Consider the following 23,655-nt stretch of genomic DNA (forward strand, 5'->3'; position numbering starts at 1 on the left):
AAATTTGATTGATTTATCTTCTTCCACCACCAGAGCGATTTCCTCCTCTTCTAAAGTTTTGACGCATTTCTTCCATTTTTGTTTTTGAAATAACATCGTATTCAGCTCTACTAACCTCTTTACCTTTTGAAGGTACTTTTATAGGTTCTTTGTCTCCAGGATTCATTATTATTTTAGTACATAAAATTGTAGTTCTGCCCTCATTAACTTCTAATATTAAACCTGGTAAACCCCAATAATCACTTGGCCCCTGACTTACTGGTATCTGTGGCGTATACCAAACAACAACATCTACTTCATTTATCTCAGGTTCAGTTTTTGGTTTTTCTTCTTTAGATGCTTGTTCAGATTCATTACCTCTTCTTGGTCCTGGTCTAGCGTTATTTACATCTAAGCCATACTTTATTTTTTTTCCAGTAGCTTTAAAACATGTGTACTGACCTATTTGTTTAGACTCACCCGTCATTTTCCACTCAAAGCTTGGTATTGAGTCTTTAATCAAGAATTTTTTTCCAAACAATTCACGCTCTTGCAAAAATGATTGATTCTTAACATTTTTATATTCATTACCATCAACAAAATTACTCATCATCATAGACCTAAATCCTCCTCTACCACCACCTCCAGATCCAGGCGCTTCTATCTTCTCCTCTACTTTGTAAATAGATTCTAGTTTATTAAAGGTGAGTATAAATGTTTTCTCCAGTGCATCTTTCATTCTAGCAGCAATTCTCTTTTTATCCTCTTCACTCATTCCTGGCCTTCCAAAATTATTCATATCTATTGTAGTCTTAGACATGTAATAGGCTTTACCCTGGAAGTCTTGAGCCTGTGAAAAATTAAAGGCAACAAAACAGACTAGAATTAAAATTGTTTTTAGTGTGGTTTTCATTTTAAAAGTTTAGGTTAACACTTAAAAAGTTTCTTTTTAAGACCAACAACCCAGACAATAGTTTAAACTAAAAACGTTAAATAATTCTTAAAATTAACCACCCATTCTAATTTCAACGCTATGCCCATCATCATCATCGCGAATTTGATTTCTTTTTTCTTCTTGCTCTCTTATTTTCTCTTCAACTATAACATCAAAATCTTTTTGATTTATTTTTTTACCAGAAGAAGGTTCCTTAATAGTTACTTTATCTTTGGGGTTCAGAACAATTTTACTACATACTATGGTTTCATCACCATCATGAACCTCTAAAATCAAACCTGGCAAACCATAATATCTATCAGGACCAGTATTAATTGGAATCTGCATAGTATACCATGCTGTAACTATAACTTCTCTCATTTCTGGCTCACTATTTTCTTCATTAAAATCATTATCACCGTCAATACTTACCGTGCTTTCAAAAACTTCAACCATGCGTTTTCTAGTTGCTTTACGACAAGCATATTGACCAATAAACTTTGTTTCTTTTTCTAATTGCCAATCTTGAGTTTCTAAAGTGTCTCTAACCAAAAACACTTTTCCTAATACTTCGCTTTGCGATGTATACCTGTTTTCCTTTATGTTTTTATATAATATTTCAGAGTCATTTGTAGTCATAACTTCAATCTGCATACCACCTGAGCCTGCGCCTTCAATAGGTTTATCTTCCTTATACACAGAAGACTCCCTATTAAATGCTAAAAGAAATGTCTTTTCAAATTGCTTTTTCAACATAGCTTTTACATTTTTATACATTTCTGCATCCATTTTTGTACTATCTATCTTAAAATCTAGTTTTCGTTTGGTTTTATAAGTTGCCACACCTTGAAAATCCTGAGCACCTAAAGAAAATAAGACCATGGATAGTATTCCGAATAAAATAATTGATTTTTTCATTTTAATTAATTTTAAATATTTTATGTTCGTTTTTTATTGACCATACAAATATGACACACATTTCTAAAACCTTTAGTTAACTAATGTTAACTAGTGTTAACCAATTGGTTTTATTTAATTCTAAGCTCTACTTTTGAATTATGAACGAGCAAAAATACAGATGGCTACTTTATTCTATTATTACTGTAATAGTAGGCACTATTGGCATACAAGTGTTCTGGAATTACAAAAACTACCTTAGCAATAAACAACAACTAGTAAATGATGTTCAAAGCAGTTTAGATAAGGCAGTAGATAACTATTATGCACTTTTAGCAGAACGCACTACCATTGGTTTTGAATTTAATGAAGATAAAAAAGAGCACTTTTTTAAGGAAGGAGGTGAGTTACAACATATTATTTCTCAAATAGACAAAACAAAGAAACATTTCAAAAATTTTGATAACGTAGATGTTTCCAAAGCAGAAGGCATCACGGTTGTAAGAGGAAAAAAAGTTGATTCTATAATTACTGAAATAAATATAGATACCACCTATTATTCACATGATTCTATAGCAAATCACCTACTAATTAAATCAAAATTAGACAATATTAAAATGCTAACATCTAAGGTTGTTCTTTCTATTAATAATGACACATTAAACCTTAAAGAGGTTGACAGTCTCTTAAATATAGAATTAAAAAGAAAAAATATTGACACCAAATATGAGCTTATTTTCAAAAATGCACAAAATGATGTTAAAAATTTTAACCGCTTTGAAACCCTAAATTCTCCTAATACCAAATTTATTTTAAATACATTTTCAAAGTCTACCTTTTTACCTGAAGGAAGTGAACTAAACATTAGTTTTACTAATGATACGGTGATTATTTTAAAACGCATATTAGGAGGTGTTTTTGTCTCATTATTATTAATACTAGCCGTTATTTTTTCTCTTTTTTATCTCTTAAAAATCATTAAAGAACAAAAGCAATTAGCTGAAGTTAAAAACGATTTAATTAGTAACATTACTCATGAATTTAAAACACCTATTGCAACCATAGGTGTAGCTATTGAAAGCATAAAGGACTTTAATACCATTAACGACAAAGAGAAAACAAAAACATATTTAGACATGTCTAATCAACAACTATCAAAACTAAATGTGATGGTTGAAAAGCTTTTAGAAACTGCCACATTAGATAGCGATAGTCTTGAACTAAATAAAGAACGTTACAATATAAACCAACTTTTAGAGCAAATTGTAGATAAGCATAAAATGCAAACAGTAGCCAAAACATTTGGTTTCAAAACCTCATCTGAAAACATAATGGGAGCCATTGACATATTCCATTTTGATAACGCATTAAACAATATTCTTGATAATGCCGTAAAATATGGAGGTGATAAAATTACGGTTAATTTAAATGAAAAATCATCAAACATCATTATTACTATTTCTGATAATGGCAACACCCTAACCAAAGCTAATAAAGACCAAATTTTTGAAAAATTTTATCGAATTTCTAAAGGCAATACACACGACGTTAAAGGTTTTGGAATTGGGCTTTATTACACAAAAAAAATAGTTGAAAAACACAACGGAACTATTGATTTGGAATTACATAAGAATGAAACAACTTTCAAAATTTCTATTCCCAAATGAGCAGACCAATAACCATACTTTTAGCAGAAGACGAACCAGCTTTAGGATTAATTATTAAAGAAAGTCTAGAAACTAGAAACTTTAAAGTTTTACTATGTGAAAATGGAGACAAGGCTTTTGAAACCTATAAAAAATTTAACCCAGAGCTGTTAGTCCTTGATGTTATGATGCCAAAAAAAGATGGCTTTACTTTAGCAAAAGAAATTAGAATCTTAGATGAGATAATTCCTATTATTTTTTTAACTGCCAAATCACAAACCCAAGATGTAGTGGAGGGTTTTACTATTGGCGGAAATGATTATTTGAAAAAGCCATTTAGCATGGAAGAACTTATTGTTAGGATTAACAATTTATTGAATAGAACCAAAGTTCAAAGAGAAGCAGATATACTTCAGATTGGTAATTTCTCTTTTAATTTTCCAAAACAAGAACTTCAGTATAAAAACGAATTAACACAACAACTTACTCACAGAGAAGCGCATTTATTATTCCATTTAATTAAGAACAAAAACCAAGTTTTAGACCGTTCATTAATCTTAAATAAACTTTGGGGGAATGATGATTTTTTTAGCGCAAGAAGTATGGATGTATTTATAACTAAACTTAGAAAAAAAATAAGTTCAGACAAAAATCTTCAAATTATAAATGTTAGAGGGTATGGCTATAAATTAATTTGCTAATAATGGTTTGATTTTTGTATTTTTCAAAACGACATGAAAAATGCTATACTTTTTTTTTGGCTATTACCATTTTCAATATACTCTCAAGATATTATTGAAACAACCCACATAAAAACCACAGACTTTAATACTAATAAGATTGTTGCCATAGATAATTTTGGCACCATTTACCATCTTAACAATAATACATTCTATAAAAAAAGCACATCTAACACCATATCATACAACAACTTGCAATTGGGAGAAGTGACAACAGCCAATGCTTTCAACCCATTAAAAATCAATTTATTTTATAGAGATTTTAATACAGTCATTATTTTAGACAATAGGCTAGCTGAAATTTTTAAAATTGATTTTAACGACAGACAACCCTATAAGAATGTCACCCACTTATCTAATGGTTTTGATAATACAATTTGGATATTTAATCAAGACACACAACAGCTAGAATTATACAACCATAAAAACAATACAACACAAGCACGATCATTACCCATTCAAAACAAAGTACTTGACTTAAAAAGTAATTACAACCAAGTTTGGTTGCTTACCTCAGCATATATTTTAGAATATAATTACTTTGGAAACCTAATTAGCAAAACACCTAATACTGGTTATACCAAACTAGAAGAAAATAACGGAAATCTATTATTACTAAAGGACAATAAGCTTTTTTATTTAAAGAATAACAGTGATAAAGCCATTCCAATTTCTTTACCAAATTTGTTGATAAAACAGTTTTTTGTAACCAATGAAACCTTGTATATTTACCAGAATCAAAAACTACAACAATTTCAATTAAAAATTAATTAAGTATGCATATTGCGATTGCCGGAAATATTGGCGCTGGAAAAACTACCCTAACTAAATTACTAGCGAAACACTATAAATGGGAAGCCCAATTAGAAGATGTTGTAGATAACCCTTATTTAGACGATTTTTATAACCAAATGGAACGTTGGAGTTTCAATCTTCAGGTATACTTTTTGAATAGTAGATTCCGTCAAGTTCTTCAAATTCGTCAAAGTGGAAAAAGTATTATTCAGGATAGAACTATATATGAAGACGCCCATATTTTTGCGCCTAACTTGCACGCCATGGGGTTAATGACTAATCGTGATTTTGAGAATTACAGTTCTCTTTTTGAGTTAATGGAGTCCCTTGTTCAAGGCCCAGATTTGTTGATTTATTTAAGAAGCTCAATCCCTAACCTAGTTTCTCAAATCCATAAACGTGGGCGCGATTATGAAAACACAATAAGTATTGATTATTTAAGTAGGTTAAACGAACGCTATGAAGCATGGATTCATGGTTATAACAAGGGTAAATTAGTGATTATTGATGTTGATAATTTAAACTTTGTAGACAACCCAGAAGATTTAGGAAGTGTTATAAACACCATTGACGCAGAAATTAACGGGTTATTCTAAATCATGGGCTACATATTATGATTTTATAAAATAAAAAAACCACGCATTTACGCGTGGTTTTTTACTTAGTTTAGTTGTTGTCGATTAATTATTATTTATTTAACTCTTTTTTATTGCTTCAACATTGGCTTTTACCTCAGCCTCAGAACCTTCAAAAGTTTCATATGAAGTTGATTTTTCACCGTTTTCTACAGTAACAACAGTAACAACAGCTTTAGCTGTTCCATCATCATTACTTGTCATATCTACTTTTATTTCCTTTGAAATCTCTACCATTTCTACATCAGTAGCATTATCATTATAAGCTTGAACTGCTTCATCAGAAACCAAACTTGGTGCAATAACAAGTGCAACCACACTCATTAACTTAAGTAAAATGTTTAATGAAGGTCCTGATGTATCTTTAAACGGATCTCCTACAGTATCACCAACTACAGCTGCTTTATGTGCATCCGTACCTTTTTTACCTTGTTCCTCAATAGTCTTTTTAGCGTTATCCCAAGCACCACCTGCATTAGACTGAAAAATAGCCATTAATACACCACAAGTTGTTACCCCTGCAAGCAACCCACCTAACATTTCTGCGCCACCAATAAAACCAACAGCAACAGGAACAGCAATGGCTAATAACCCTGGTAACACCATTTCTTTAATAGAAGCTTGGGTTGAAATAGCAACACACTTATCATATTCGGCAACACCATCGGCTTCATCAAATATTTTTCTTTGCGCCTCAGTAGCCTTAGACATATCAGAATCTACTGCTCTCATAACTTCTAAAGCAGCCTTTAGTTTAGGAATATCTCTAAACTGACGACGTACTTCTTCTATCATTGCCATAGCAGCTCTACCAACAGCATTCATTGACAAGGCTGAAAACACAAATGGCAACATACCACCTACTAATAATCCTGCCATTATTTTTGGCTGAGAAACATCAATTGCGCCAACACCAGCTGTCTCCATAAAAGCAGCAAATAATGCTAAAGCTGTTAATGCCGCTGAAGCAATTGCAAACCCTTTTCCTATAGCTGCAGTAGTATTACCAACAGCATCTAATTTATCTGTTCTTTCTCTAACCTCACTTGGTAATTCTGCCATTTCAGCAATACCTCCGGCGTTATCAGAAATTGGCCCATAAGCATCAACTGCTAGTTGAATACCTGTATTTGCCAACATTCCTACTGCCGCTATTGCAATTCCGTATAAACCGGCATAATGATGAGATACTAATATTGCTGCAGCAATTAAAATAATAGGAATCATAGTAGACATCATTCCTATTCCTAATCCAGCTATAATATTAGTTGCAGCTCCAGTTTCAGATTGTCTAACAATAGAGTTAACTGGTTTTGTTCCTGTTCCAGTATAATACTCCGTAATTTTACCAACAGCTAAACCAGCCGTTAATCCAGCAATTACAGCTATAAAAACACCCATTGAACCATGTGGTAAACCTGTAGTATCTGCAAGCATAATATCTATTATAAAGTAAGAAGCAATTACCATTAACATTGCAGAACCAAATTCACCCAAATTAAGTGCTTTATGCGGAGAACCACCATCTTTTACTCTTACAAAGAAAGTACCTATTATAGACATGATAATTCCAACAGCAGCTAATACCAATGGTAAATAAACGGCTCCTAAACCATCAAATCCTCCAGTAGTAATTAAGGCTCCTAAAACCATGGTACCAATTATAGAACCTACATAAGATTCAAATAAATCAGCTCCCATACCTGCAACATCACCTACATTATCACCTACATTATCAGCAATTGTAGCAGGGTTTAAAGGGTGGTCTTCCGGAATACCAGCTTCCACCTTACCCACTAAATCCGCACCTACGTCTGCTGCTTTGGTATAAATACCACCACCAACACGTGCAAATAAAGCAATTGATGAAGCACCTAAAGAAAATCCTGAAAGCACATTAAGCACCTCATTTATACCCCATCCCATTTCACTATATATCATAAATAATCCGCTAAGTCCTAAAACGCCTAAGCCAACTACGCCTAAACCCATAACAGCACCTCCTGCAAAAGCTACTTCAAGGGCTTTTCCTAAAGAAGACCTTGCAGCACTTGTTGTTCTAACATTAGCCTTGGTTGCCACTTTCATTCCTATAAATCCTGCTAAAGCAGAACAGATAGCGCCAACCACAAATGAAACCGCTACCATGCCATTAGACCCTGCTTCACTGGCACCTTTGAAGTATAATAATATAGCTACAGCTATAACAAAAATTGATAATATTTTGTATTCCGCCTTTAGAAAAGACATTGCTCCATCTGCAATGTTTTTGGCAATCCTTTTCATTTTTTCATCGCCTTGATCTTGCTTTGAAACCCAAGCACTTTTTACAAAAACAAAAATTAAAGCTAAGACTCCAAAGAGCGGTAAAAAATCTACAATAAATTCCATATTTTAATTAGTTAGTTATGATTAGTAATTTTTTAATGCCGATAAAAATAGAAAAATAAAAGTGATAAAAAAAACCTATACAAATTAAAGATTTTACATTTATATAAGCCTTAAATTATTATATTTACAATACTATGATTTTTGTTAGTTTTTTATCAACATTTTGAGATCAAAATAAAGATTATATACTAAAGTTTATTTAATAAAAAAGCCATCATAATAAAAATTATGATGGCTTTTTTAAAGTTATTATTTTCAGCTACTAGTTAAATCACAAAAGTACGCTTCTTTTTGTGCTCACTTTTATCATAGCGCTCCACACATTCCTCATAAATTTTAATAGCTTCCTCAGCATTTCCCCAACCACCTACATCTACTTTTTTCTTTTCTAAATCTTTATAAACCTGAAAGAAATGTTCAATTTCTTTTAATCTATGTGGGTTTAAATCTGAAATATCAGATTTATTGCTCCAAATTGGGTCTGATACAGGAACACAAATCACCTTTTCATCAGGTCCTTTTTCATCAGTCATATGGAAAACACCAATTGGTCTAACTTCCATAACTACCATGGGATAGGTAGGCTGATGACCTAAAACCAAAACATCTAAAGGATCTTTATCTAATGCTAAGGTTTCAGGAATAAAACCATAATCTCCTGGATACATCATTGAGGAGAATAACATTCTGTCAAATCGGATTTTATTTAACGTAAAATCATATTCATATTTATTCCTACTTCCTTTTGGAATTTCAATTAACACGTCAAATGTTACTTCTTTTTTCTTTGCCATATATACTCTATTTTAGACCGTAAAGGTAAAGAACACATATGCTTTAAACAATAATAAATTCTCACATTTATATCTTTTCACAAAAGCATAAATTTAGCTTCCTATAGAATGTATTTTTAACAATAAAACCTGTTATTATTTGCTATATTGTAGGCAATTATTGATTCTGACTAACTCAATTATGATGCGATATACGAAGATATTATTAATTTCAATATTCTTTTTTTTAGAATTACAAGCTCAAACACAACCTTGGAAAGGTAAATTTGAACCTATTGATAATTTAATTTCACCTCCTAATAATTATAGAAACGCTAGTGGAGCACCAGGGAAAGATTACTGGCAACAACGTGCTAATTATAATATAAAAGCAGAATTAGATGAAACCAGTAACATTCTTTCAGGAGAAGAAACCATTACTTATTTCAACAACGCTCCAGATGAGTTAAGTTACGTATGGATTCAATTGGAGCAAAACGTAAATAAAAAGGGAAATGAAGATTTTGGAACTATAAACAATAATATAAGGGACGGAATTAATACCCGCCAAATGCAATTTCTTACCAGGGCCATTAATTTTCCTGCAGGATATAGCATTAAACATGTAAAAGACGGCAACTTCAACAACTTAAAAACCACCGTAAACAATACCATGATGAAGGTTAAACTAAATCAACCTTTAAAATCTGGTGAGTCTACTACTTTAAATATTGCATGGTCCTATCATATCACAGACCGCAGTATGTATTTACTTTCAAGAGAAGGTTATGAATACTTCCCTGAAGATGATAATACGGTTTACTTAATTGCCCATTGGTTCCCAAGAATGGCAGTTTATAACGACACTGAAGGTTGGCAAAATCAACAATTTCAAAAGTTAGGTGAATTTGCTTTAGAATTTGGCAATTATGAGGTTGAAATAACAGTACCTTCAGACCATATTATAGCATCTACGGGAACATTATCAAATCCAGAATCGGTTTTATCAAAACAACAGCGTACCAGATTAATGGAAGCCAAAAAATCATTTGACCATCCTGTAATGATTATCACTGAAGAAGAGGCTATAGCTAATGAAAACAAAAAGTCTACTAAGAAAAAAACTTGGAGATTTAAAGCTGATAATGTTCGTGATTTTGCGTTTGCCTCTTCTAGAAAATTCATGTGGGATGCTCAAGCTATAAAACTCCCAACAAATAATGTTATAGCCATGTCTTTCTACCCAAAAGAAGGGCTTCCTGTTTGGAAGAAAGAATCTACTAAAGCCATTAAAAACGCTCTTGAAGTATACTCTGAGGCTGCATTTGACTACCCATACCCAGTTTGCATTTCTGTTAACACTTCTAATGTTGGAATAGAATTCCCTATGATTAGTTTTAATGGGGGTAGGCCAAAAAACGGCAAAATAAGTAAAGGAGCTAAAGCAAGTATGATAAGCACTATTATACATGAAGTTGGCCACAATTGGTTCCCTATGATTGTGAGCTCAGATGAACGAAAATGGATGTGGATGGACGAAGGTTTAAACACTTTTTTACATCAAAGAACTATTGCTGAAAGGTATCCGAATTCTAATAGTACAACACCTAAAAGTATAGTACCTTTTATGAGTGGTGACAAAAACATTTTGAGACCAATAATGACAACTTCAGATAATGAGTTGCTACAACAATTTGGAGCTAATTTTTACCTTAAACCTACGGTAGGTTTACAAATGCTTAGAAACTCAATCATAGGAAAAGATTTATTTGATGAAGCCTTTAAGGAATATGCTAACCGTTGGAAATATAAACACCCAAACCCGGGAGATTTATTCAGAACTCTTGAAGATGCTACGGCCGTTGATTTAGACTGGTTTTTTAGAGGATGGTTTTTCACAACTGACAACGTTGACATGGAATTAAGCGATGTAAAGTGGTTTAAAGTTTACGAAGAGCAGAGTAATATTGAAGACCAAAATCAATCTACCAAATTAAAAATTGAAGCTGATGGAAAAAGCTCTGAAGCGTCGGCCAAAGATTTTTCTAGTGGACCAGAAACCATTAATATGACCTCAACTCCGGAGGCTGCATACGGTGGTTTCTTATCAAGGCTTGATGAAGCTGAAGTTAGAAAACAACTATCTGGCAAAAACATTTATGAAGTTACCATTAAAAATAAAGGCGGATTAGTAATGCCTGTAACAATTGAATGGGTTTTTACTGATGGCAGTAAAGAAATAGACCGATTACCAGCAGAAATTTGGCGAAGAAACGAATACCAAATCAAACACACTTTTGTTAAAGAAAAGGAGGTATCTAAAGTTAATTTAGATCCTAATTTTGAATTTGCTGATACCAATATTGAAAACAATAGTTTCCCTAAGGTTGAAACCGAATCTGATTTTGATTCATTTAAAAAGAAACAATCAAGTAATTGATAGATCCTTCAGCAACGTCATTTTTAAACACATTGAAAGTTGATACATAAAAAAATATAACATGAGCATTAAACTGAAAGATTTCGGGGTTAACTTGAAACCTGTTAACTGTCCAAGATGCCAAACTCAACAACCCAAAGTTCGCAGACCAAAAGGCTGGAGAGAAATTTTATGGGGAGGAAGTACTTGCAAAAATTGTGGTTGCAAAATGGATAAATATGGTAACGAGCGTAATTAAATTCCAAAAATAATTAAGTCGAATTATGATTATTTTTAATTTCAAACAGCTTTCCCGCTCAAATACACCTTTTCAATCTGATTATCGCCAAAAGCATAAGATATAAAACCATATGAGCTAATTGGTTTTGTTACAATTAAATTAGCTAGTTTTCCTTTAGTAATGGAACCTACTTTACCCTGTAACCCCATAGCATAAGCGCCATTAATAGTAGCTGCATTAACAGCTTCTTCTGGTGTCATTTTCATTTTTACACAAGCTGTTGACACTACAAAATTCATATTCCCTGAAGGTGCAGAACCTGGATTATAATCCGTTGCTAATGCCAATGGTAAACCAGTATCAATTATCCTACGCGCTGGAGTATATGGAATACTCAAAAAATAAGAACAACCTGGTAATGCTACTGGCATAGTTTCAGTATTTATTAATACTTCTATATCTTCATCACGCATTTCTTCTAAATGATCAACAGACAAGGCTTTATGTTTTATACCAACTTGCACACCACCAATTGCTGTAAATTGATTAACATGAATTTTAGGAATTAATTCGTATTGCTTTCCTGCTTGTAAAATACGGTTGGTATCTTCTACAGAAAAGTAGCCCGTTTCACAAAACACATCAATATATTCTGCTAGATTTTCTTTAGCAACTATTGGCAAAATAGTTTCAATAACATAATCTATGTAATCAGAAGTATTCTTAAATTCTTCAGGTAGCGCATGTGCCCCGAGAAAAGTAGCTTTTATTTCTATGGAATAGTTCTCTTTCAAACGTTTTATCACCCGAAGCATTTTTAACTCAGCTTCCAATGTTAATCCGTAACCCGATTTTATTTCCACTGCACCAGATCCTAACTTGATAATTTCTTCTAGTCTTATTTTACTTTGATTATATAAATCATCCTCAGGCGTCTCTTGTAGAGTTTTAGCAGAATTTAAAATACCTCCTCCTCTATTGGCTATTTCTTCATATGTCAACCCATTTATTCTATCAACAAATTCACTTTCTCGGTTTCCAGCATAAACCAAATGCGTATGCGAATCACACCAAGACGGCATCACCATTTTCCCAGTACAATCAATAACTTCGTCAAAATTACTATTAGGACAGTCACTCATACTTCCAAAATCAGAAATCAAACCATTTTCAATCAATAAATAAGCATCTTTAATAGTTGGCAAAATGTTCATCTCTTTTCCAGAAACAAACTTGACAGGTTCAGTTCTTACCTGAAGTAATTCTTTTATGTTCTTAAAAAGGGTAGCCATTAAAACAGATTATTTAGAATAGTATCATCTACTAAATTAGGTAAAGTTACTTTTAAATTTGGTGTTCTTTCCATTTCTCGTTTAATTGCGAATATCGCTTCATCATTTCTTGCCCAACTTCTGCGGGCTATTCCGTTATTTACATCATAAAACAACATGCTCTTTAAACGCTCCTCTGCTTCTTTGGTGCCGTCTAAAACCATACCGAAACCACCATTGATGACTTCGCCCCAACCAACGCCACCACCATTGTGGATAGATACCCAAGTGGCACCTCTAAAGCTATCACCAATTACATTATGAATAGCCATGTCTGCCGTAAACTTACTTCCATCATAGATATTAGAGGTTTCCCTAAACGGTGAATCAGTTCCACTTACATCATGATGATCTCTACCCAAAACTACGGGCCCAATCTTACCTTCAGCGATAGCCTTATTAAAAGCTTGAGCAATTTTAGAACGTCCTTCCGCATCAGCATATAAAATTCGAGCTTGGGAACCCACCACCATTTTGTTCTTTTTGGCGTCTTTTATCCAAGTGATATTGTCTTGCATTTGCAATTGAATTTCCTCAGGTGAATTTTCCATAATTTCCTGAAGCACGTCAGCAGCTATAGAGTCGGTAGCGTCTAAATCTTCAGACTTGCCAGAAACACATACCCAACGGAATGGTCCAAAACCATAATCAAAAAACATGGGTCCTAAAATATCTTGTACGTATGATGGGTATTTAAAATCGATGCCATTTTCAGCCATCACATCAGCCCCCGCTCTGGAAGCTTCTAATAAAAAGGCATTACCATAATCAAAGAAATACGTTCCTCTGTCTGTATGTTTGTTTATAGCATTGGCATGTCTTTTTAAAGATTCCTGAACTTTCTGCTTAAACACTTCTGGCTCTTCACGAATCAATCGGTTTGATTCTTCATAAGACACATCGACCGGATAATAACCACCTGTCCATGGGATATGTAATGAGGTCTGGTCTGACCCCAAATGAATAAAAATATCGTCTTCATAAAAACGCTCCCAAACCTCAACCACATTTCCAATATAGGCTATCGAAACGACTTCATTTTCGGTTTGAGCCTTTCTTACACGAGTTACTAAATCGTTTAAATTATCTACCAACACATCTACCCAACCTTGCTCACGGCGTTTAGTTGCCGCTTTAGGATTCACCTCTGCAGCAATGGTAATGCAACCGGCAATATTACCTGCTTTAGGTTGCGCACCACTCATGCCTCCTAATCCAGCAGTTAAGAAGATTTTACCATTTGAATTTTCGTTTTTATTTAAAATTTTTCGGAAGGCATTCATTACCGTTATGGTAGTTCCGTGAACAATTCCTTGCGGACCAATATACATAAACGAACCCGCTGTCATTTGCCCATATTGAGTCACGCCTAATGCATTAAATTTTTCCCAATTGTCTGGTTTGGAATAATTAGAAATCATCATACCATTTGTCACGACAACTCTCGGTGCATTTTTAGACGAAGGAAACAATCCCATAGGATGACCAGAATACATATGAAGCGTTTGCTCGTCTGTCATAGTAGCCAAATATTGCATCACCATCAGGTATTGCGCCCAATTTTGAAACACAGCCCCATTACCTCCATAAGTAATCAATTCTTCTGGATGTTGCGCCACAGCAGGATCCAAATTATTCTGAATCATAACCATTATAGCTGCCGCTTGCATAGATTTAGCTGGATACTCCGAAATGGGTCTCGCATATATTTTATAATCAGGTTTAAACCTGTACATATATATTCTACCAAATTCTTTTAACTCATTGGCGAATTCTTCGGCAAGTTCGTTATGCCAACTTTTAGGGAAATAACGCAGCGCATTTTTAATAGCCAATTGCTTTTCTTCAACCGATAAAATATCCTTTCTTTTTGGCGCTCTGTTAGCACCTTTAGGGTATGCTTTTTTTTCTGGAAGCGCATTTGGGATGCCTTGTAATATCTGTTCTTGAAATGTCATAAAGCCTATCTTAAATTAAACGCTTGTGTTCTTACCAATTCAATCATAGCATCTATATCTGCTTTTAAGGCTCTATCATCTTCTAACTTTGGTACCTTGCTTCTGATAATTCTGAAGTTGTCTTCTATAATATCTGAGAACGTATTAGGCCTTCTAAACTCTAAAGCCTGGGCGCCATACATTAATTCTATTGCCAATATTTTTTCCAAGTTACCAAGAATCTGATTAAACTTTCTCCCCGATATACTACCCATAGACACATGATCTTCTTGTCCTAATGATGTAGGCACACTGTCTGCCGATGGCGGAAAACACAATGATTTATTTTCTGTTACCAAAGCGGCTGTAGTGTATTGCGGAATCATAAACCCAGAGTTTAATCCACCACCACCTGTGGTTAATAATCTTGGTAAACCATACTTTCCTTCAAGTAATAAATAACACCTTCTATCGGCAATATTACCTAATTCTGCTGCGGCCACTGAACAATAATCTAATGCCATCGCTAACGGTTGTCCGTGAAAATTCCCGCCAGATATAGCTTCGGATTCACTTAAAACAATAGGGTTATCTGTTACCGAATTCATTTCAACTTCAGCCAATTCATTCAAATGATAATAGGCATTTCGTGATGCGCCATGTACCTGAGGAATGCAACGCATAGAATAAGGGTCTTGCACACGCCCACAATTTTCATGAGAATCTACGTTTTGAGACCTATAAAGCAACATGAACATACGTTCTGCTACTTCAATAGTACCTTTATATGGCCGTATCCTATGAAGTTCATCTTTAAATGGCGAAAAACTTCCTTGATACCCCTCAATGCTCATAGCGCCAGCAACATCAGCCATATCCAACAAGTATTGCATCTTATTTAGACCAACAATAGTATGCGCCAAAATGAATTGAGTTCCATTTATTAAACCAAGTCCTTCCTTAGAATGAAGTTGTATTGGTTTAACCCCGTGCAGTTCCAAAATAGCTTTAGCCGATTTTATATCATCACCAACCCAAAATTCACCCTCACCAATTAATGGCAAAAACAAATGTGCTAAAGGTGCCAAATCTCCCGATGCTCCAACTGAACCTTGCTCTGGAACAACAGGTAACAAATCATTTTCAATAAAATAAATAATACGCTCAATAAGTTCTAATCGCACACCGGAAAATCCCTGACATAATGCATGCACCTTGCATATCATCATGATTTTAGATAACTTTTTATCAATTGGGTTTCCAACTCCAACCGCATGAGTTAACAACAAATTTCTCTGTAATGCTTTAGTTTCTTCTGGAGTAATCTGAACTTCACAAAGTGGTCCAAACCCTGTGTTAATACCATAAACAGGTTTATTATTATTGGCTATGGCTTCAACCTTCTCCCTACAGATCAATACTTTTTCTCTCGCTTCCGGAGTAATTTCGGCCACAAGTTTGCCATTTGCAATATCTAAAACCTTATCAACCGTAAGGGTATCAATTCCGTATTTAAAACTCATAATCAATGTTCATTTTCTTTTCTCAAATTTATCCCTAATTTTAATACTTAAAAAGACTATCTTTGTTGATTATTGATAACTATGGGTAATCAATTAGAATTAAGGCATCTCAAATATTTTTTGGCTGTAGCCGAAGAATTGCACTTTAGGCGTGCAGCCGAAAGACTATATATTTCACAACCCGGATTGAGCCGACAAATAAAACAAATGGAAGAGGATTTGGGGGTTATCTTGTTTGAAAGACATAACCGAAAAGTTGTTCTAACCAAGGCTGGAGCTTACCTTAAAAAAGAATTGAAACTTACCCTAAAAAGCTTAGACCAAACTTTAGAACATGCTAAATTGTTAAATGATGGCAAAAAAGGAGATTTGAAACTAGGCTATGTAGGTTCTGCTATGCAAGAAATCATCCCCAACCTATTGTTAGATTTTGAAGCAGAACATCCCAATGTGGTTTTCGGGTTAAAAGAGTTAGACAACGAAACTCAAATACAAAATTTATTATCCTTTGATTTGGATTTAGGATTTGTAAGATTAGAGCGTGTACCAAAGGGGTTAGAAATAAAGTCTATTTTAAAAGAGAGCTTTTGTTTGGTATTACCAAAAGACTATCCTATTAACACAGAAAACTTTAGAAATCTATCAGTACTAAAAGAAGAACCTTTCATCCTATTTGACCCCAAATACAGCGCATCATATTACGAAAAAGTGATGCAAATTTTTGATGATAGTGGTTTTACCCCTATAGTATCTCACAACACTATTCACGCTGGCTCCATTTACAAATTGGTTGAAAATGGTTTCGGAATTTCAATCGTTCCAAAATCTTTAGTAACTACTGACAACAAAAAGATAAAGTTTATTGAGTTAAATAAAATAAAGCAGAAAACGACGCTTTCAGTAGTTTGGAATAAAAACAATAGAAACCCCATATTGAAGGATTTTTTAGAATTAATAAAATAAAGAGCTGCCAATGGCAGCCCTTTTATTTTATTGTCTCATATATAAATTTCTAGTTTTGAAGTGCACTTTCTAAATTATCAATAATTACATTGTAAAAACCTCCAAACAATTCGTTCATAGCTTTTTCATTTTCTGATGATGTTTCAAACTCACAACCCCAAGTCACTTTACAATTACTTTCATCAACACCTTCAACCTTAATTGTACTCACATAGCCTTCAACTGGAAACGGACCTTCTGTTATAACATATTCCATTTCCATAGTATTATTATCAACTTTATTCAAAATCTCATGAATGGCGGCACCATCAGGTAAATAACACGTACGTGTTGCTCCCGCACCTTCTCCTTCGGTTATAGATTTTTCAATTGGGGAGATTTCTTCTATTCCTCTAAAAGATGCTAATTTATTCCAAGCATTTACTGCTTCTACCTTAATTTGTTTACTTACTACTACTTCTGTCATGGTTTCTATATTTTATTGGTTACACATTCTATTACAAATGTATTTCACTAATAGAAGTGAATAAAAAAACCCGTTCAGAAATAAAACTAAACTATAAATGAAAGGCGCTCGTCAATGAAGTTTTGTAAACTTTCTTTATCATTTATTTTATATAAAATACTCAAGCTAAATATAACACCTAATAGAAAGCGGGCATAATCATCTTTCTTCTCCGGATGTTTTATTTGACCCAATTCTATAGCTTTTTCTAAAACTACTTTGTAACTATTTACCAAGGCATCAAAATACCGTTGATATAAACTAATTACATCTTGATTTTCATTACGCATTTCAACAACCGTATTCACCATTAAACAACTTCTAGGAAATGTCTTATCTAACAGGGCTTCAATTAAAGCGTAGAAAAAGTCTTTTAAAGATATTAAACCTTCTTTAGAAGCTCTTAATTGACTTAAAAAAGGGTCGGAATAAGTGTTCATGTAATATTCAATGGAATCTATGAACAACATGTCTTTTGTATACTTATTGTAAATAGTAGACATACTTACATCAAGATGATTTGCAAGTTCTTTTGCATTCACACCCTTATAGCCTTGTTTCCAAAATAATGATTGGGCCTTAAATACTAATTCCTCGTATGTTTGATTAAGTGCTTGTGGCATAACTTTTATTTTTACTTAAAATAACTTCAATTCCGTTTGATATATGATTATTTCTTTCCGTTTCAGAATGTATCAAACAAAAGCTCATGGTGGTACAAAATAATCCCACCAAGTGTCTTGCGCAAAACTGTGCTTGGTTCCTGGTAGTGGGATGCTTGCTTAAAAGATTCTGAATAAGAGACTCTATCTCTCCAAGATAAGATTTTACTAATACATTAACATTTTCATCTGTATCAGCTAATTCAGTTCCAATATGTATGAAAAAGCAACCATGATGCAAATTAACCTCATTAAGAAAACTTAAATAAAATTTGGTCAATACCACCTTTGGATGGTCATCTTCTTCTAGAATTTTGAGTTTATCAATAACATAACGCTCTCTATAAAGTTTTAACGCATGATAAAGTATACCATTTTTATCCTGAAATTCATGATAAAGAGAAAACCGGTTAACACCAGTAACCTCAACAATATCCTTTACAGAGCAGCCTCTAAAACCATGTTCCCAAAAAAGTTTAACACACTTTTCAAGAACATTATTTACGTTGTATTCTTTATATCTCATTTTATAATATTACAATTTAAAAATAAGGAATAGGAAAACGAGACAAAAAAAATGCGTTCAGAAATGGAAAGCACTTTCTTGATTTTGAAAATATTTTCAACTACCTTCGTTTCAGGAAGAATGTAAGTTATTGATAATGAATTTGTTTCATTATCAAAACAACACATATCCGTAAAAGTTGTAAAACATTTGCTTGTAGGTTAAATAAAACTAAAAGTCAAATATTCACTGAATTAAAACCATATAATATATAAACATGATAAAATCTATTCTAATCTCTACTTTACTTTGTATTTCATTCTATTCTTATAGTCAATCCTTTACCCTTAAACTTGACCATTCCACTATTCAGGTTGTAGACATAGAGAAAAGTATGGAATTTTATACTGATATATTAAAATTTAAGGAGATTGAAGCTCCGAACCCTGAAAATAGGATGATACGATACTTAGCAATTGGGAACAATCAACAACTTCATATTGCTCAGGTTGACTATGGTGAAATAAAAATTAACAAAGTCCTACATATTGCATTTTCGGTAAATGACTTTGATGGCTATATAAAATATTTAGTTGAAAAAGACATTGAATACTCTACTTTCAATGGAAAAAGCAAAACAATACAGATTAGATCAGATGGGGTAAGGCAAGTTTACTTTCAAGATCCAGATGGATATTGGATTGAAGTAAACGATGCAAAATATTAACTATTTCAAAATAAAAACGAACCGTAATAACACGCATATGTAATTGTTTGGTTCCAGCTTATTTGGAAATTCCATTAGAATTTCTTCGGGCCCATGATTGTATACCAAATTAACCACTTAATCTCGCAACAAACCATACACAACACCGTTAAACGAACCTCTCTAAAAATTAAACCCAAAACTACCGGTAATACCAAATTTACGCGCATCAGGGTTATCTAGGTAATTACCTCTAAAATTAAAATCTATTCTGAAAACTTTAAATATGTTACCTATGCCCACACCGTATTCATAATACACCTTATCATTTGGAGCAACTAAAGGTATAGAATAGGGGTTATTAGTGGTACTTAAAGCCACATTTTCTTCTGAAATATCTCCCCAAACCCCACGGATACTAATAATTTCACGCAAATTAAGCTTTCTTAATAATGGAACTCTTGATAATAAACGTCCGTTAAAATTATGCTCTACATGAAATGAGGTATAGGTATCAGATACAAACTCGTAAAAATCTAATTGAGAAAACGTGTTATAGATTGAAAAATAAGATTGGTTTCCTGGAATAACACTTAGCAAACCAAGAGGCACTTCACCAAAGGTTTTACCGGCTTCAACAGAAGTTGTTAGTCTACCAAACCCACCAATTTGCCAGGGTTGTATATAAGAAAACTGTAGTTTGGTATAATCAAAATCACTTTTAAACATGTTTTTATCACCTCTACTAACCTGAGCAAAAACGCGCGCATAATCATCATTAGCATCATGACGTTCTACACCAAACCCAGTCATTTTGCGCCCTGGAAAATAAAATAAAGAGGCAGAAGCTTCAAATTGCTTAATTTCAGATTCAATTCCCGTTGGGGTATTATAATCTAAACTAAATGTTGGTGATGCTGATTCTAAGGTTCTGTAATTCCCTCCTAATCTTATAATTAAATTACGGAAGGGTTCTGCTTCAACAGCAAAACTAGTTAAGTTAATTGTTGTTAACTTATCATTAGCACCCGTGCCAACAACCGCAGATGAGGCTAAACTTCTGCCCAAAACATCAGTACTTGTAGTTAAACTTGCCCCTATTTGTTCTACATCTCTTCTGTTTCCTCCTGAAATAATAAGTCGGCTTTTTTTATCCAATAACCACTTACCTGAAATACCGTACTTAAATTTATCATCCCTAAACCCATAAGCTAAAAACCCCTCTAATCTCCAAAGGTCGTTTCTTCCAAAGTAGGTGCGCCCTCCTGTTCTTAGACGTAGGCCTTCAACATCATTAAACCCAAAAGTAGAAAATATAGGTCCATAATCTAGGGGTAGTGTATTAAACTCAATATAACCTGATGATAAAATACTACCTAAATTATATATTTGTTTAAACTTTTTAACCGTTTTTAGGGTATCCAACATTTTATAAACCCCTTTTTCGTCTTTATTTAAAGCTTCTAAGCGGTTTTTCTCCCAAAAAGCATCATCTCTATCATAAACATCCTTATCATAATTATAAACTTCTGCTTCATAGAATTTTTTATCTTTTTGAAGATCGAAGTCATAATTATCATAAAGTGTTGTGCGCTTTCCATAAACACCTCTAGATTTTTCCTTTTTGCTAAAAGCAAAATCAGACATCATATAATCGCGCTTCACTAAAAACAATGAATCATTTAAAACATCAAACTCCTGCTCTATATAAATTTCTTTTACCCAGTTTATATTAGCACTCTTTGAGGCTTGCAGATTTATTTCTTTTACAGCGTATGTGGTATCTGCTACCCAGAAATCTCCTTTAAAGGTAAGTTCATTTTTACGCCTTGGATAATAAATAATATTGAAACACCACTTATTATCAATGAAAGCACTATCTGTTAACACATAATTATATGTACTTACACCAGTTTTGGACAAAGGACTGACAAAACTTTTATCAAAAAACTTCAAATAATTATCATAAACATTAAAGTCTGAATATAAATCATCTACAAAATCAATAATTACTTGATTATCATTAAAACCAGAATTCTTATTTCCCTTAAGTACCTCCTTTTCTTTATTTGCTGTATTGTCTCCATAAACCCTAGAAACCGCTTCATTGATAAACATTGGTAAATAGGTTTTACCCGTAACTCTAGAAGTATCCACTTCATTGAAGACGAACTCCATACCTCTAAAAAGTTTACTTTTTATTAAAGTACTATCAATTGTATTAATATCAAATTCAACTTTTTCGTATTTATCGTATTCATATTGTTTAAAACGCTTAAGCCCATTTTCACGTTTATGCTCCCAAATTTTCTTAAGAATATCTATAGCTGGATTGTTCTTTTTAGACTGCTTTCCAGTCATTAAAACAACAGCATCTAACTGTGCCGCCTCTTCTTTTAGGGTGAATTTTAAATTGAAGTTAACTTTTTTATCAAGTTTAATTAATAAGGATTCATAACCTATAAAAGAAATAGAAAGTGATTCCCAAGTTTCATCAGATTCTAAATAAAACCTACCATTCTCATTGGTAGTGGTTCCTTCTGTAGACCCTTGAAATATAACATTGGCAAATGATACTGGTTCATTAAATTCATCAAACACATGACCACTAACTTTAGTTTGCCCAAATGTCATGAACGGTATGATAAAAACTAAAAGACTAAGTAATCTTATATTCATAATACAAAAAAACTTCATTAGCAAAAATTGCTAATGAAGTTTATATAACGTAAAAAGGTTTATTTTATTGGTATAATACTTTCTTTACTGCTTTAATAACATCATCGCTATTTGGTAACCACTCTTTCAATAATACTGGTGAGTAAGGTGCAGGTGTATCAGCTGTATTTAATTTCACAACTGGCGCATCTAAATAATCAAAAGCTTCTGCTTGTACAGAATATGTAATTTCTGTGGCTACACTTCCAAAAGGCCATGCTTCTTCTAAAACTACCAACCTGTTGGTTTTCTTAACAGACTCTATAATAGTTTTTCTATCCATTGGACGAACGGTGCGTAAATCAATAATTTCACAAGAAATACCTTCCTTTTCCAATTCATCAGCAGCTTTATAGGCTTCTTTTATAATTTTTCCAAAAGACACAATAGTTACATCATCTCCTTTACGCTTAATATCTGCAACACCAATTGGTAAAATGTACTCTCCTTCCGGCACTTCTCCTTTGTCTCCGTACATTTGCTCACTTTCCATGAAAATAACAGGGTCTTCATCACGAATTGCTGCTTTTAACAATCCTTTTGCATCATAAGGATTAGATGGTACAACTACCTTTAAACCTGGTGTATTTGCAAACCAATTTTCAAAAGCTTGTGAGTGCGTAGCTCCTAATTGACCAGCAGATGCTGTAGGACCACGGAATACAATTGGGCATTTAAATTGCCCACCAGACATTTGTCTAATTTTAGCAGCATTATTTATAATTTGATCAATTCCAACTAAAGAGAAGTTAAAGGTCATATATTCAACAATTGGCCTATTACCTGTCATGGTAGACCCCACTGCTATACCAGCAAAACCAAGTTCAGCAATTGGAGTGTCAATAACACGTTTTGGACCAAACTCATCTAACATTCCTTTTGATGCCTTATAAGCTCCATTATACTCGGCAACTTCTTCTCCCATTAAATATACGCTTTCATCTCTGCGCATTTCTTCGCTCATGGCTTCACAAATAGCCTCTCTAAATTGAATTGTCTTCATTAAATTGATTTTATTGAGGATACAAAAATATGAATTATTGCTAATTAATAGCATAAAAACCTATAGTTAAATTTTTGACAGATAAAAATTAATAATTTTACATAAATCATCTAGGTAAACTGAAAAATTGATAGTGTAAACAAGATGAAATTCTTTTATCCATTCTTAAGATAATTGAATTCAGTCCTATTTTTAGATAAAAAATTGATACACCATATTATGTTCTCGAATAAATATTTTTAAATTTACTATGCGCGCATAGTAAATATTCAGAATAAAATAATTACCTTCGCACAATTGTAAAATTCATTTCAGATATTCGTCTGAAATATTGGCGTTAATCATCTACTAT

The 23,655-nt window shown here is 33.2% G+C and carries 20 protein-coding genes; 8 read left to right on the top strand and 12 right to left on the bottom strand.

Annotated elements, in window-relative coordinates:
- Window positions 1–13: 13 nt before the first annotated feature.
- The gene (locus N1F78_RS04180) at window positions 14–892 is read right to left on the bottom strand and encodes a GLPGLI family protein (RefSeq protein WP_406684930.1); all 879 of its coding nucleotides are present in this window, start codon (window positions 890–892) and stop codon (window positions 14–16) included.
- 93 nt (window positions 893–985) lie between these two features.
- The gene (locus tag N1F78_RS04185; RefSeq protein ID WP_406684931.1) at window positions 986–1,831 is read right to left on the bottom strand and encodes a GLPGLI family protein; all 846 of its coding nucleotides are present in this window, start codon (window positions 1,829–1,831) and stop codon (window positions 986–988) included.
- A gap of 140 nt (window positions 1,832–1,971) precedes the next feature.
- On the opposite strand from N1F78_RS04185, the gene N1F78_RS04190 reads away from it, so the two are divergent.
- Genes N1F78_RS04190 through N1F78_RS04205 form a run of 4 tightly spaced genes read left to right on the top strand, consistent with a single transcriptional unit; the run spans window position 1,972 to window position 5,587 of the window.
- Window positions 1,972–3,477: a sensor histidine kinase gene (locus tag N1F78_RS04190; protein WP_406684932.1), complete on the top strand. Its 1,506-nt coding sequence runs from the start codon at window positions 1,972–1,974 to the stop codon at window positions 3,475–3,477.
- Entirely contained in the window at window positions 3,474–4,157 is a 684-nt protein-coding gene (locus tag N1F78_RS04195; RefSeq protein ID WP_406684933.1) for a response regulator transcription factor, read from the top strand. The genes N1F78_RS04190 and N1F78_RS04195 overlap by 4 nt, the downstream gene beginning before the upstream one ends.
- A gap of 33 nt (window positions 4,158–4,190) precedes the next feature.
- Complete coding sequence (locus N1F78_RS04200) at window positions 4,191–4,970, top strand: hypothetical protein (protein ID WP_406684934.1); 780 nt, start codon at window positions 4,191–4,193, stop codon at window positions 4,968–4,970.
- A gap of 2 nt (window positions 4,971–4,972) precedes the next feature.
- Window positions 4,973–5,587, top strand: coding sequence for a deoxynucleoside kinase (locus N1F78_RS04205; RefSeq protein WP_406684935.1), 615 nt, complete (start codon window positions 4,973–4,975; stop codon window positions 5,585–5,587).
- Between the two features lie 99 nt (window positions 5,588–5,686).
- Here N1F78_RS04205 and N1F78_RS04210 read toward each other — a convergent pair whose 3' ends face one another.
- Both N1F78_RS04210 and N1F78_RS04215 read right to left on the bottom strand, forming a co-directional pair.
- Entirely contained in the window at window positions 5,687–8,017 is a 2,331-nt protein-coding gene (locus N1F78_RS04210; protein ID WP_406684936.1) for a sodium-translocating pyrophosphatase, read from the bottom strand.
- A 266-nt stretch (window positions 8,018–8,283) separates the two neighbouring features.
- Complete coding sequence (locus N1F78_RS04215) at window positions 8,284–8,811, bottom strand: inorganic diphosphatase (protein WP_406684937.1); 528 nt, start codon at window positions 8,809–8,811, stop codon at window positions 8,284–8,286.
- A gap of 181 nt (window positions 8,812–8,992) precedes the next feature.
- On the opposite strand from N1F78_RS04215, the gene N1F78_RS04220 reads away from it, so the two are divergent.
- Entirely contained in the window at window positions 8,993–11,230 is a 2,238-nt protein-coding gene (locus tag N1F78_RS04220) for a M1 family metallopeptidase (protein WP_406684938.1), read from the top strand.
- A 61-nt stretch (window positions 11,231–11,291) separates the two neighbouring features.
- On the top strand, window positions 11,292–11,468 hold the full coding sequence (locus N1F78_RS04225) for a hypothetical protein (protein ID WP_406684939.1): 177 nt from the start codon (window positions 11,292–11,294) through the stop codon (window positions 11,466–11,468).
- Window positions 11,469–11,509: 41 nt separating this feature from the next.
- On the opposite strand, the gene hutI is transcribed toward N1F78_RS04225, so the two are convergent.
- The 3 genes from hutI to hutH are packed head-to-tail and all read right to left on the bottom strand — an operon-like array spanning window position 11,510 to window position 16,241.
- Window positions 11,510–12,742: an imidazolonepropionase gene (gene hutI, locus N1F78_RS04230; RefSeq protein ID WP_406684940.1), complete on the bottom strand. Its 1,233-nt coding sequence runs from the start codon at window positions 12,740–12,742 to the stop codon at window positions 11,510–11,512.
- Window positions 12,742–14,739: a urocanate hydratase gene (locus tag N1F78_RS04235; protein WP_406684941.1), complete on the bottom strand. Its 1,998-nt coding sequence runs from the start codon at window positions 14,737–14,739 to the stop codon at window positions 12,742–12,744. Before N1F78_RS04235 ends, hutI begins: the two co-directional genes overlap by 1 nt.
- A gap of 5 nt (window positions 14,740–14,744) precedes the next feature.
- Window positions 14,745–16,241, bottom strand: coding sequence for a histidine ammonia-lyase (hutH, locus tag N1F78_RS04240; RefSeq protein WP_406684942.1), 1,497 nt, complete (start codon window positions 16,239–16,241; stop codon window positions 14,745–14,747).
- Window positions 16,242–16,322: 81 nt separating this feature from the next.
- Here hutH and N1F78_RS04245 point away from each other — a divergent pair, with 81 nt between their 5' ends.
- A complete protein-coding gene (locus N1F78_RS04245) occupies window positions 16,323–17,204 on the top strand; it encodes a LysR family transcriptional regulator (protein WP_406684943.1) in 882 nt (293 codons plus the stop codon).
- A 49-nt stretch (window positions 17,205–17,253) separates the two neighbouring features.
- Here the strand turns inward: N1F78_RS04245 and N1F78_RS04250 are convergent, their stop codons facing one another.
- The 3 genes from N1F78_RS04250 to N1F78_RS04260 all read right to left on the bottom strand — a co-directional run bounded on the left by N1F78_RS04250 (window position 17,254) and on the right by N1F78_RS04260 (window position 18,897).
- Window positions 17,254–17,670 carry an SRPBCC family protein gene (locus tag N1F78_RS04250; RefSeq protein WP_406684944.1) on the bottom strand — a complete coding sequence of 139 codons (417 nt, stop codon included), beginning with the start codon at window positions 17,668–17,670 and terminating at the stop codon, window positions 17,254–17,256.
- An 86-nt stretch (window positions 17,671–17,756) separates the two neighbouring features.
- On the bottom strand, window positions 17,757–18,332 hold the full coding sequence (locus N1F78_RS04255) for a TetR/AcrR family transcriptional regulator (RefSeq protein ID WP_406684945.1): 576 nt from the start codon (window positions 18,330–18,332) through the stop codon (window positions 17,757–17,759).
- Window positions 18,316–18,897 (bottom strand): TetR/AcrR family transcriptional regulator, encoded by a 582-nt coding sequence (locus N1F78_RS04260; protein ID WP_406684946.1) that lies wholly within the window; start codon window positions 18,895–18,897, stop codon window positions 18,316–18,318. The genes N1F78_RS04255 and N1F78_RS04260 overlap by 17 nt, the downstream gene beginning before the upstream one ends.
- A 256-nt stretch (window positions 18,898–19,153) precedes the next feature.
- Between N1F78_RS04260 and N1F78_RS04265 the strand changes: the two genes are divergently transcribed.
- Complete coding sequence (locus N1F78_RS04265; protein WP_406684947.1) at window positions 19,154–19,603, top strand: VOC family protein; 450 nt, start codon at window positions 19,154–19,156, stop codon at window positions 19,601–19,603.
- Window positions 19,604–19,765: 162 nt separating this feature from the next.
- Here the strand turns inward: N1F78_RS04265 and N1F78_RS04270 are convergent, their stop codons facing one another.
- Window positions 19,766–22,261: a DUF5686 family protein gene (locus N1F78_RS04270; RefSeq protein ID WP_406684948.1), complete on the bottom strand. Its 2,496-nt coding sequence runs from the start codon at window positions 22,259–22,261 to the stop codon at window positions 19,766–19,768.
- 64 nt (window positions 22,262–22,325) lie between these two features.
- Window positions 22,326–23,303: a pyruvate dehydrogenase complex E1 component subunit beta gene (locus tag N1F78_RS04275; protein WP_406684949.1), complete on the bottom strand. Its 978-nt coding sequence runs from the start codon at window positions 23,301–23,303 to the stop codon at window positions 22,326–22,328.
- Window positions 23,304–23,655: the final 352 nt, after the last annotated feature.

The organism is Seonamhaeicola sp. MEBiC01930 (genome assembly GCF_045277075.1).
Classification (GTDB): domain Bacteria; phylum Bacteroidota; class Bacteroidia; order Flavobacteriales; family Flavobacteriaceae; genus Seonamhaeicola.

What these genes read in the sequence shown, in the direction of transcription:
- N1F78_RS04180 (WP_406684930.1), bottom strand. Translation starts at nt 892, where the DNA reads ATGAAAACCACACTAAAAACAATTTTAATTCTAGTCTGTTTTGTTGCC.
- N1F78_RS04185 (WP_406684931.1), bottom strand. Translation starts at nt 1,831, where the DNA reads ATGAAAAAATCAATTATTTTATTCGGAATACTATCCATGGTCTTATTT.
- N1F78_RS04190 (WP_406684932.1), top strand. Translation starts at nt 1,972, where the DNA reads ATGAACGAGCAAAAATACAGATGGCTACTTTATTCTATTATTACTGTA.
- N1F78_RS04195 (WP_406684933.1), top strand. Translation starts at nt 3,474, where the DNA reads ATGAGCAGACCAATAACCATACTTTTAGCAGAAGACGAACCAGCTTTA.
- N1F78_RS04200 (WP_406684934.1), top strand. Translation starts at nt 4,191, where the DNA reads ATGAAAAATGCTATACTTTTTTTTTGGCTATTACCATTTTCAATATAC.
- N1F78_RS04205 (WP_406684935.1), top strand. Translation starts at nt 4,973, where the DNA reads ATGCATATTGCGATTGCCGGAAATATTGGCGCTGGAAAAACTACCCTA.
- N1F78_RS04210 (WP_406684936.1), bottom strand. Translation starts at nt 8,017, where the DNA reads ATGGAATTTATTGTAGATTTTTTACCGCTCTTTGGAGTCTTAGCTTTA.
- N1F78_RS04215 (WP_406684937.1), bottom strand. Translation starts at nt 8,811, where the DNA reads ATGGCAAAGAAAAAAGAAGTAACATTTGACGTGTTAATTGAAATTCCA.
- N1F78_RS04220 (WP_406684938.1), top strand. Translation starts at nt 8,993, where the DNA reads ATGATGCGATATACGAAGATATTATTAATTTCAATATTCTTTTTTTTA.
- N1F78_RS04225 (WP_406684939.1), top strand. Translation starts at nt 11,292, where the DNA reads ATGAGCATTAAACTGAAAGATTTCGGGGTTAACTTGAAACCTGTTAAC.
- hutI (WP_406684940.1), bottom strand. Translation starts at nt 12,742, where the DNA reads ATGGCTACCCTTTTTAAGAACATAAAAGAATTACTTCAGGTAAGAACT.
- N1F78_RS04235 (WP_406684941.1), bottom strand. Translation starts at nt 14,739, where the DNA reads ATGACATTTCAAGAACAGATATTACAAGGCATCCCAAATGCGCTTCCA.
- hutH (WP_406684942.1), bottom strand. Translation starts at nt 16,241, where the DNA reads ATGAGTTTTAAATACGGAATTGATACCCTTACGGTTGATAAGGTTTTA.
- N1F78_RS04245 (WP_406684943.1), top strand. Translation starts at nt 16,323, where the DNA reads ATGGGTAATCAATTAGAATTAAGGCATCTCAAATATTTTTTGGCTGTA.
- N1F78_RS04250 (WP_406684944.1), bottom strand. Translation starts at nt 17,670, where the DNA reads ATGACAGAAGTAGTAGTAAGTAAACAAATTAAGGTAGAAGCAGTAAAT.
- N1F78_RS04255 (WP_406684945.1), bottom strand. Translation starts at nt 18,332, where the DNA reads ATGCCACAAGCACTTAATCAAACATACGAGGAATTAGTATTTAAGGCC.
- N1F78_RS04260 (WP_406684946.1), bottom strand. Translation starts at nt 18,897, where the DNA reads ATGAGATATAAAGAATACAACGTAAATAATGTTCTTGAAAAGTGTGTT.
- N1F78_RS04265 (WP_406684947.1), top strand. Translation starts at nt 19,154, where the DNA reads ATGATAAAATCTATTCTAATCTCTACTTTACTTTGTATTTCATTCTAT.
- N1F78_RS04270 (WP_406684948.1), bottom strand. Translation starts at nt 22,261, where the DNA reads ATGAATATAAGATTACTTAGTCTTTTAGTTTTTATCATACCGTTCATG.
- N1F78_RS04275 (WP_406684949.1), bottom strand. Translation starts at nt 23,303, where the DNA reads ATGAAGACAATTCAATTTAGAGAGGCTATTTGTGAAGCCATGAGCGAA.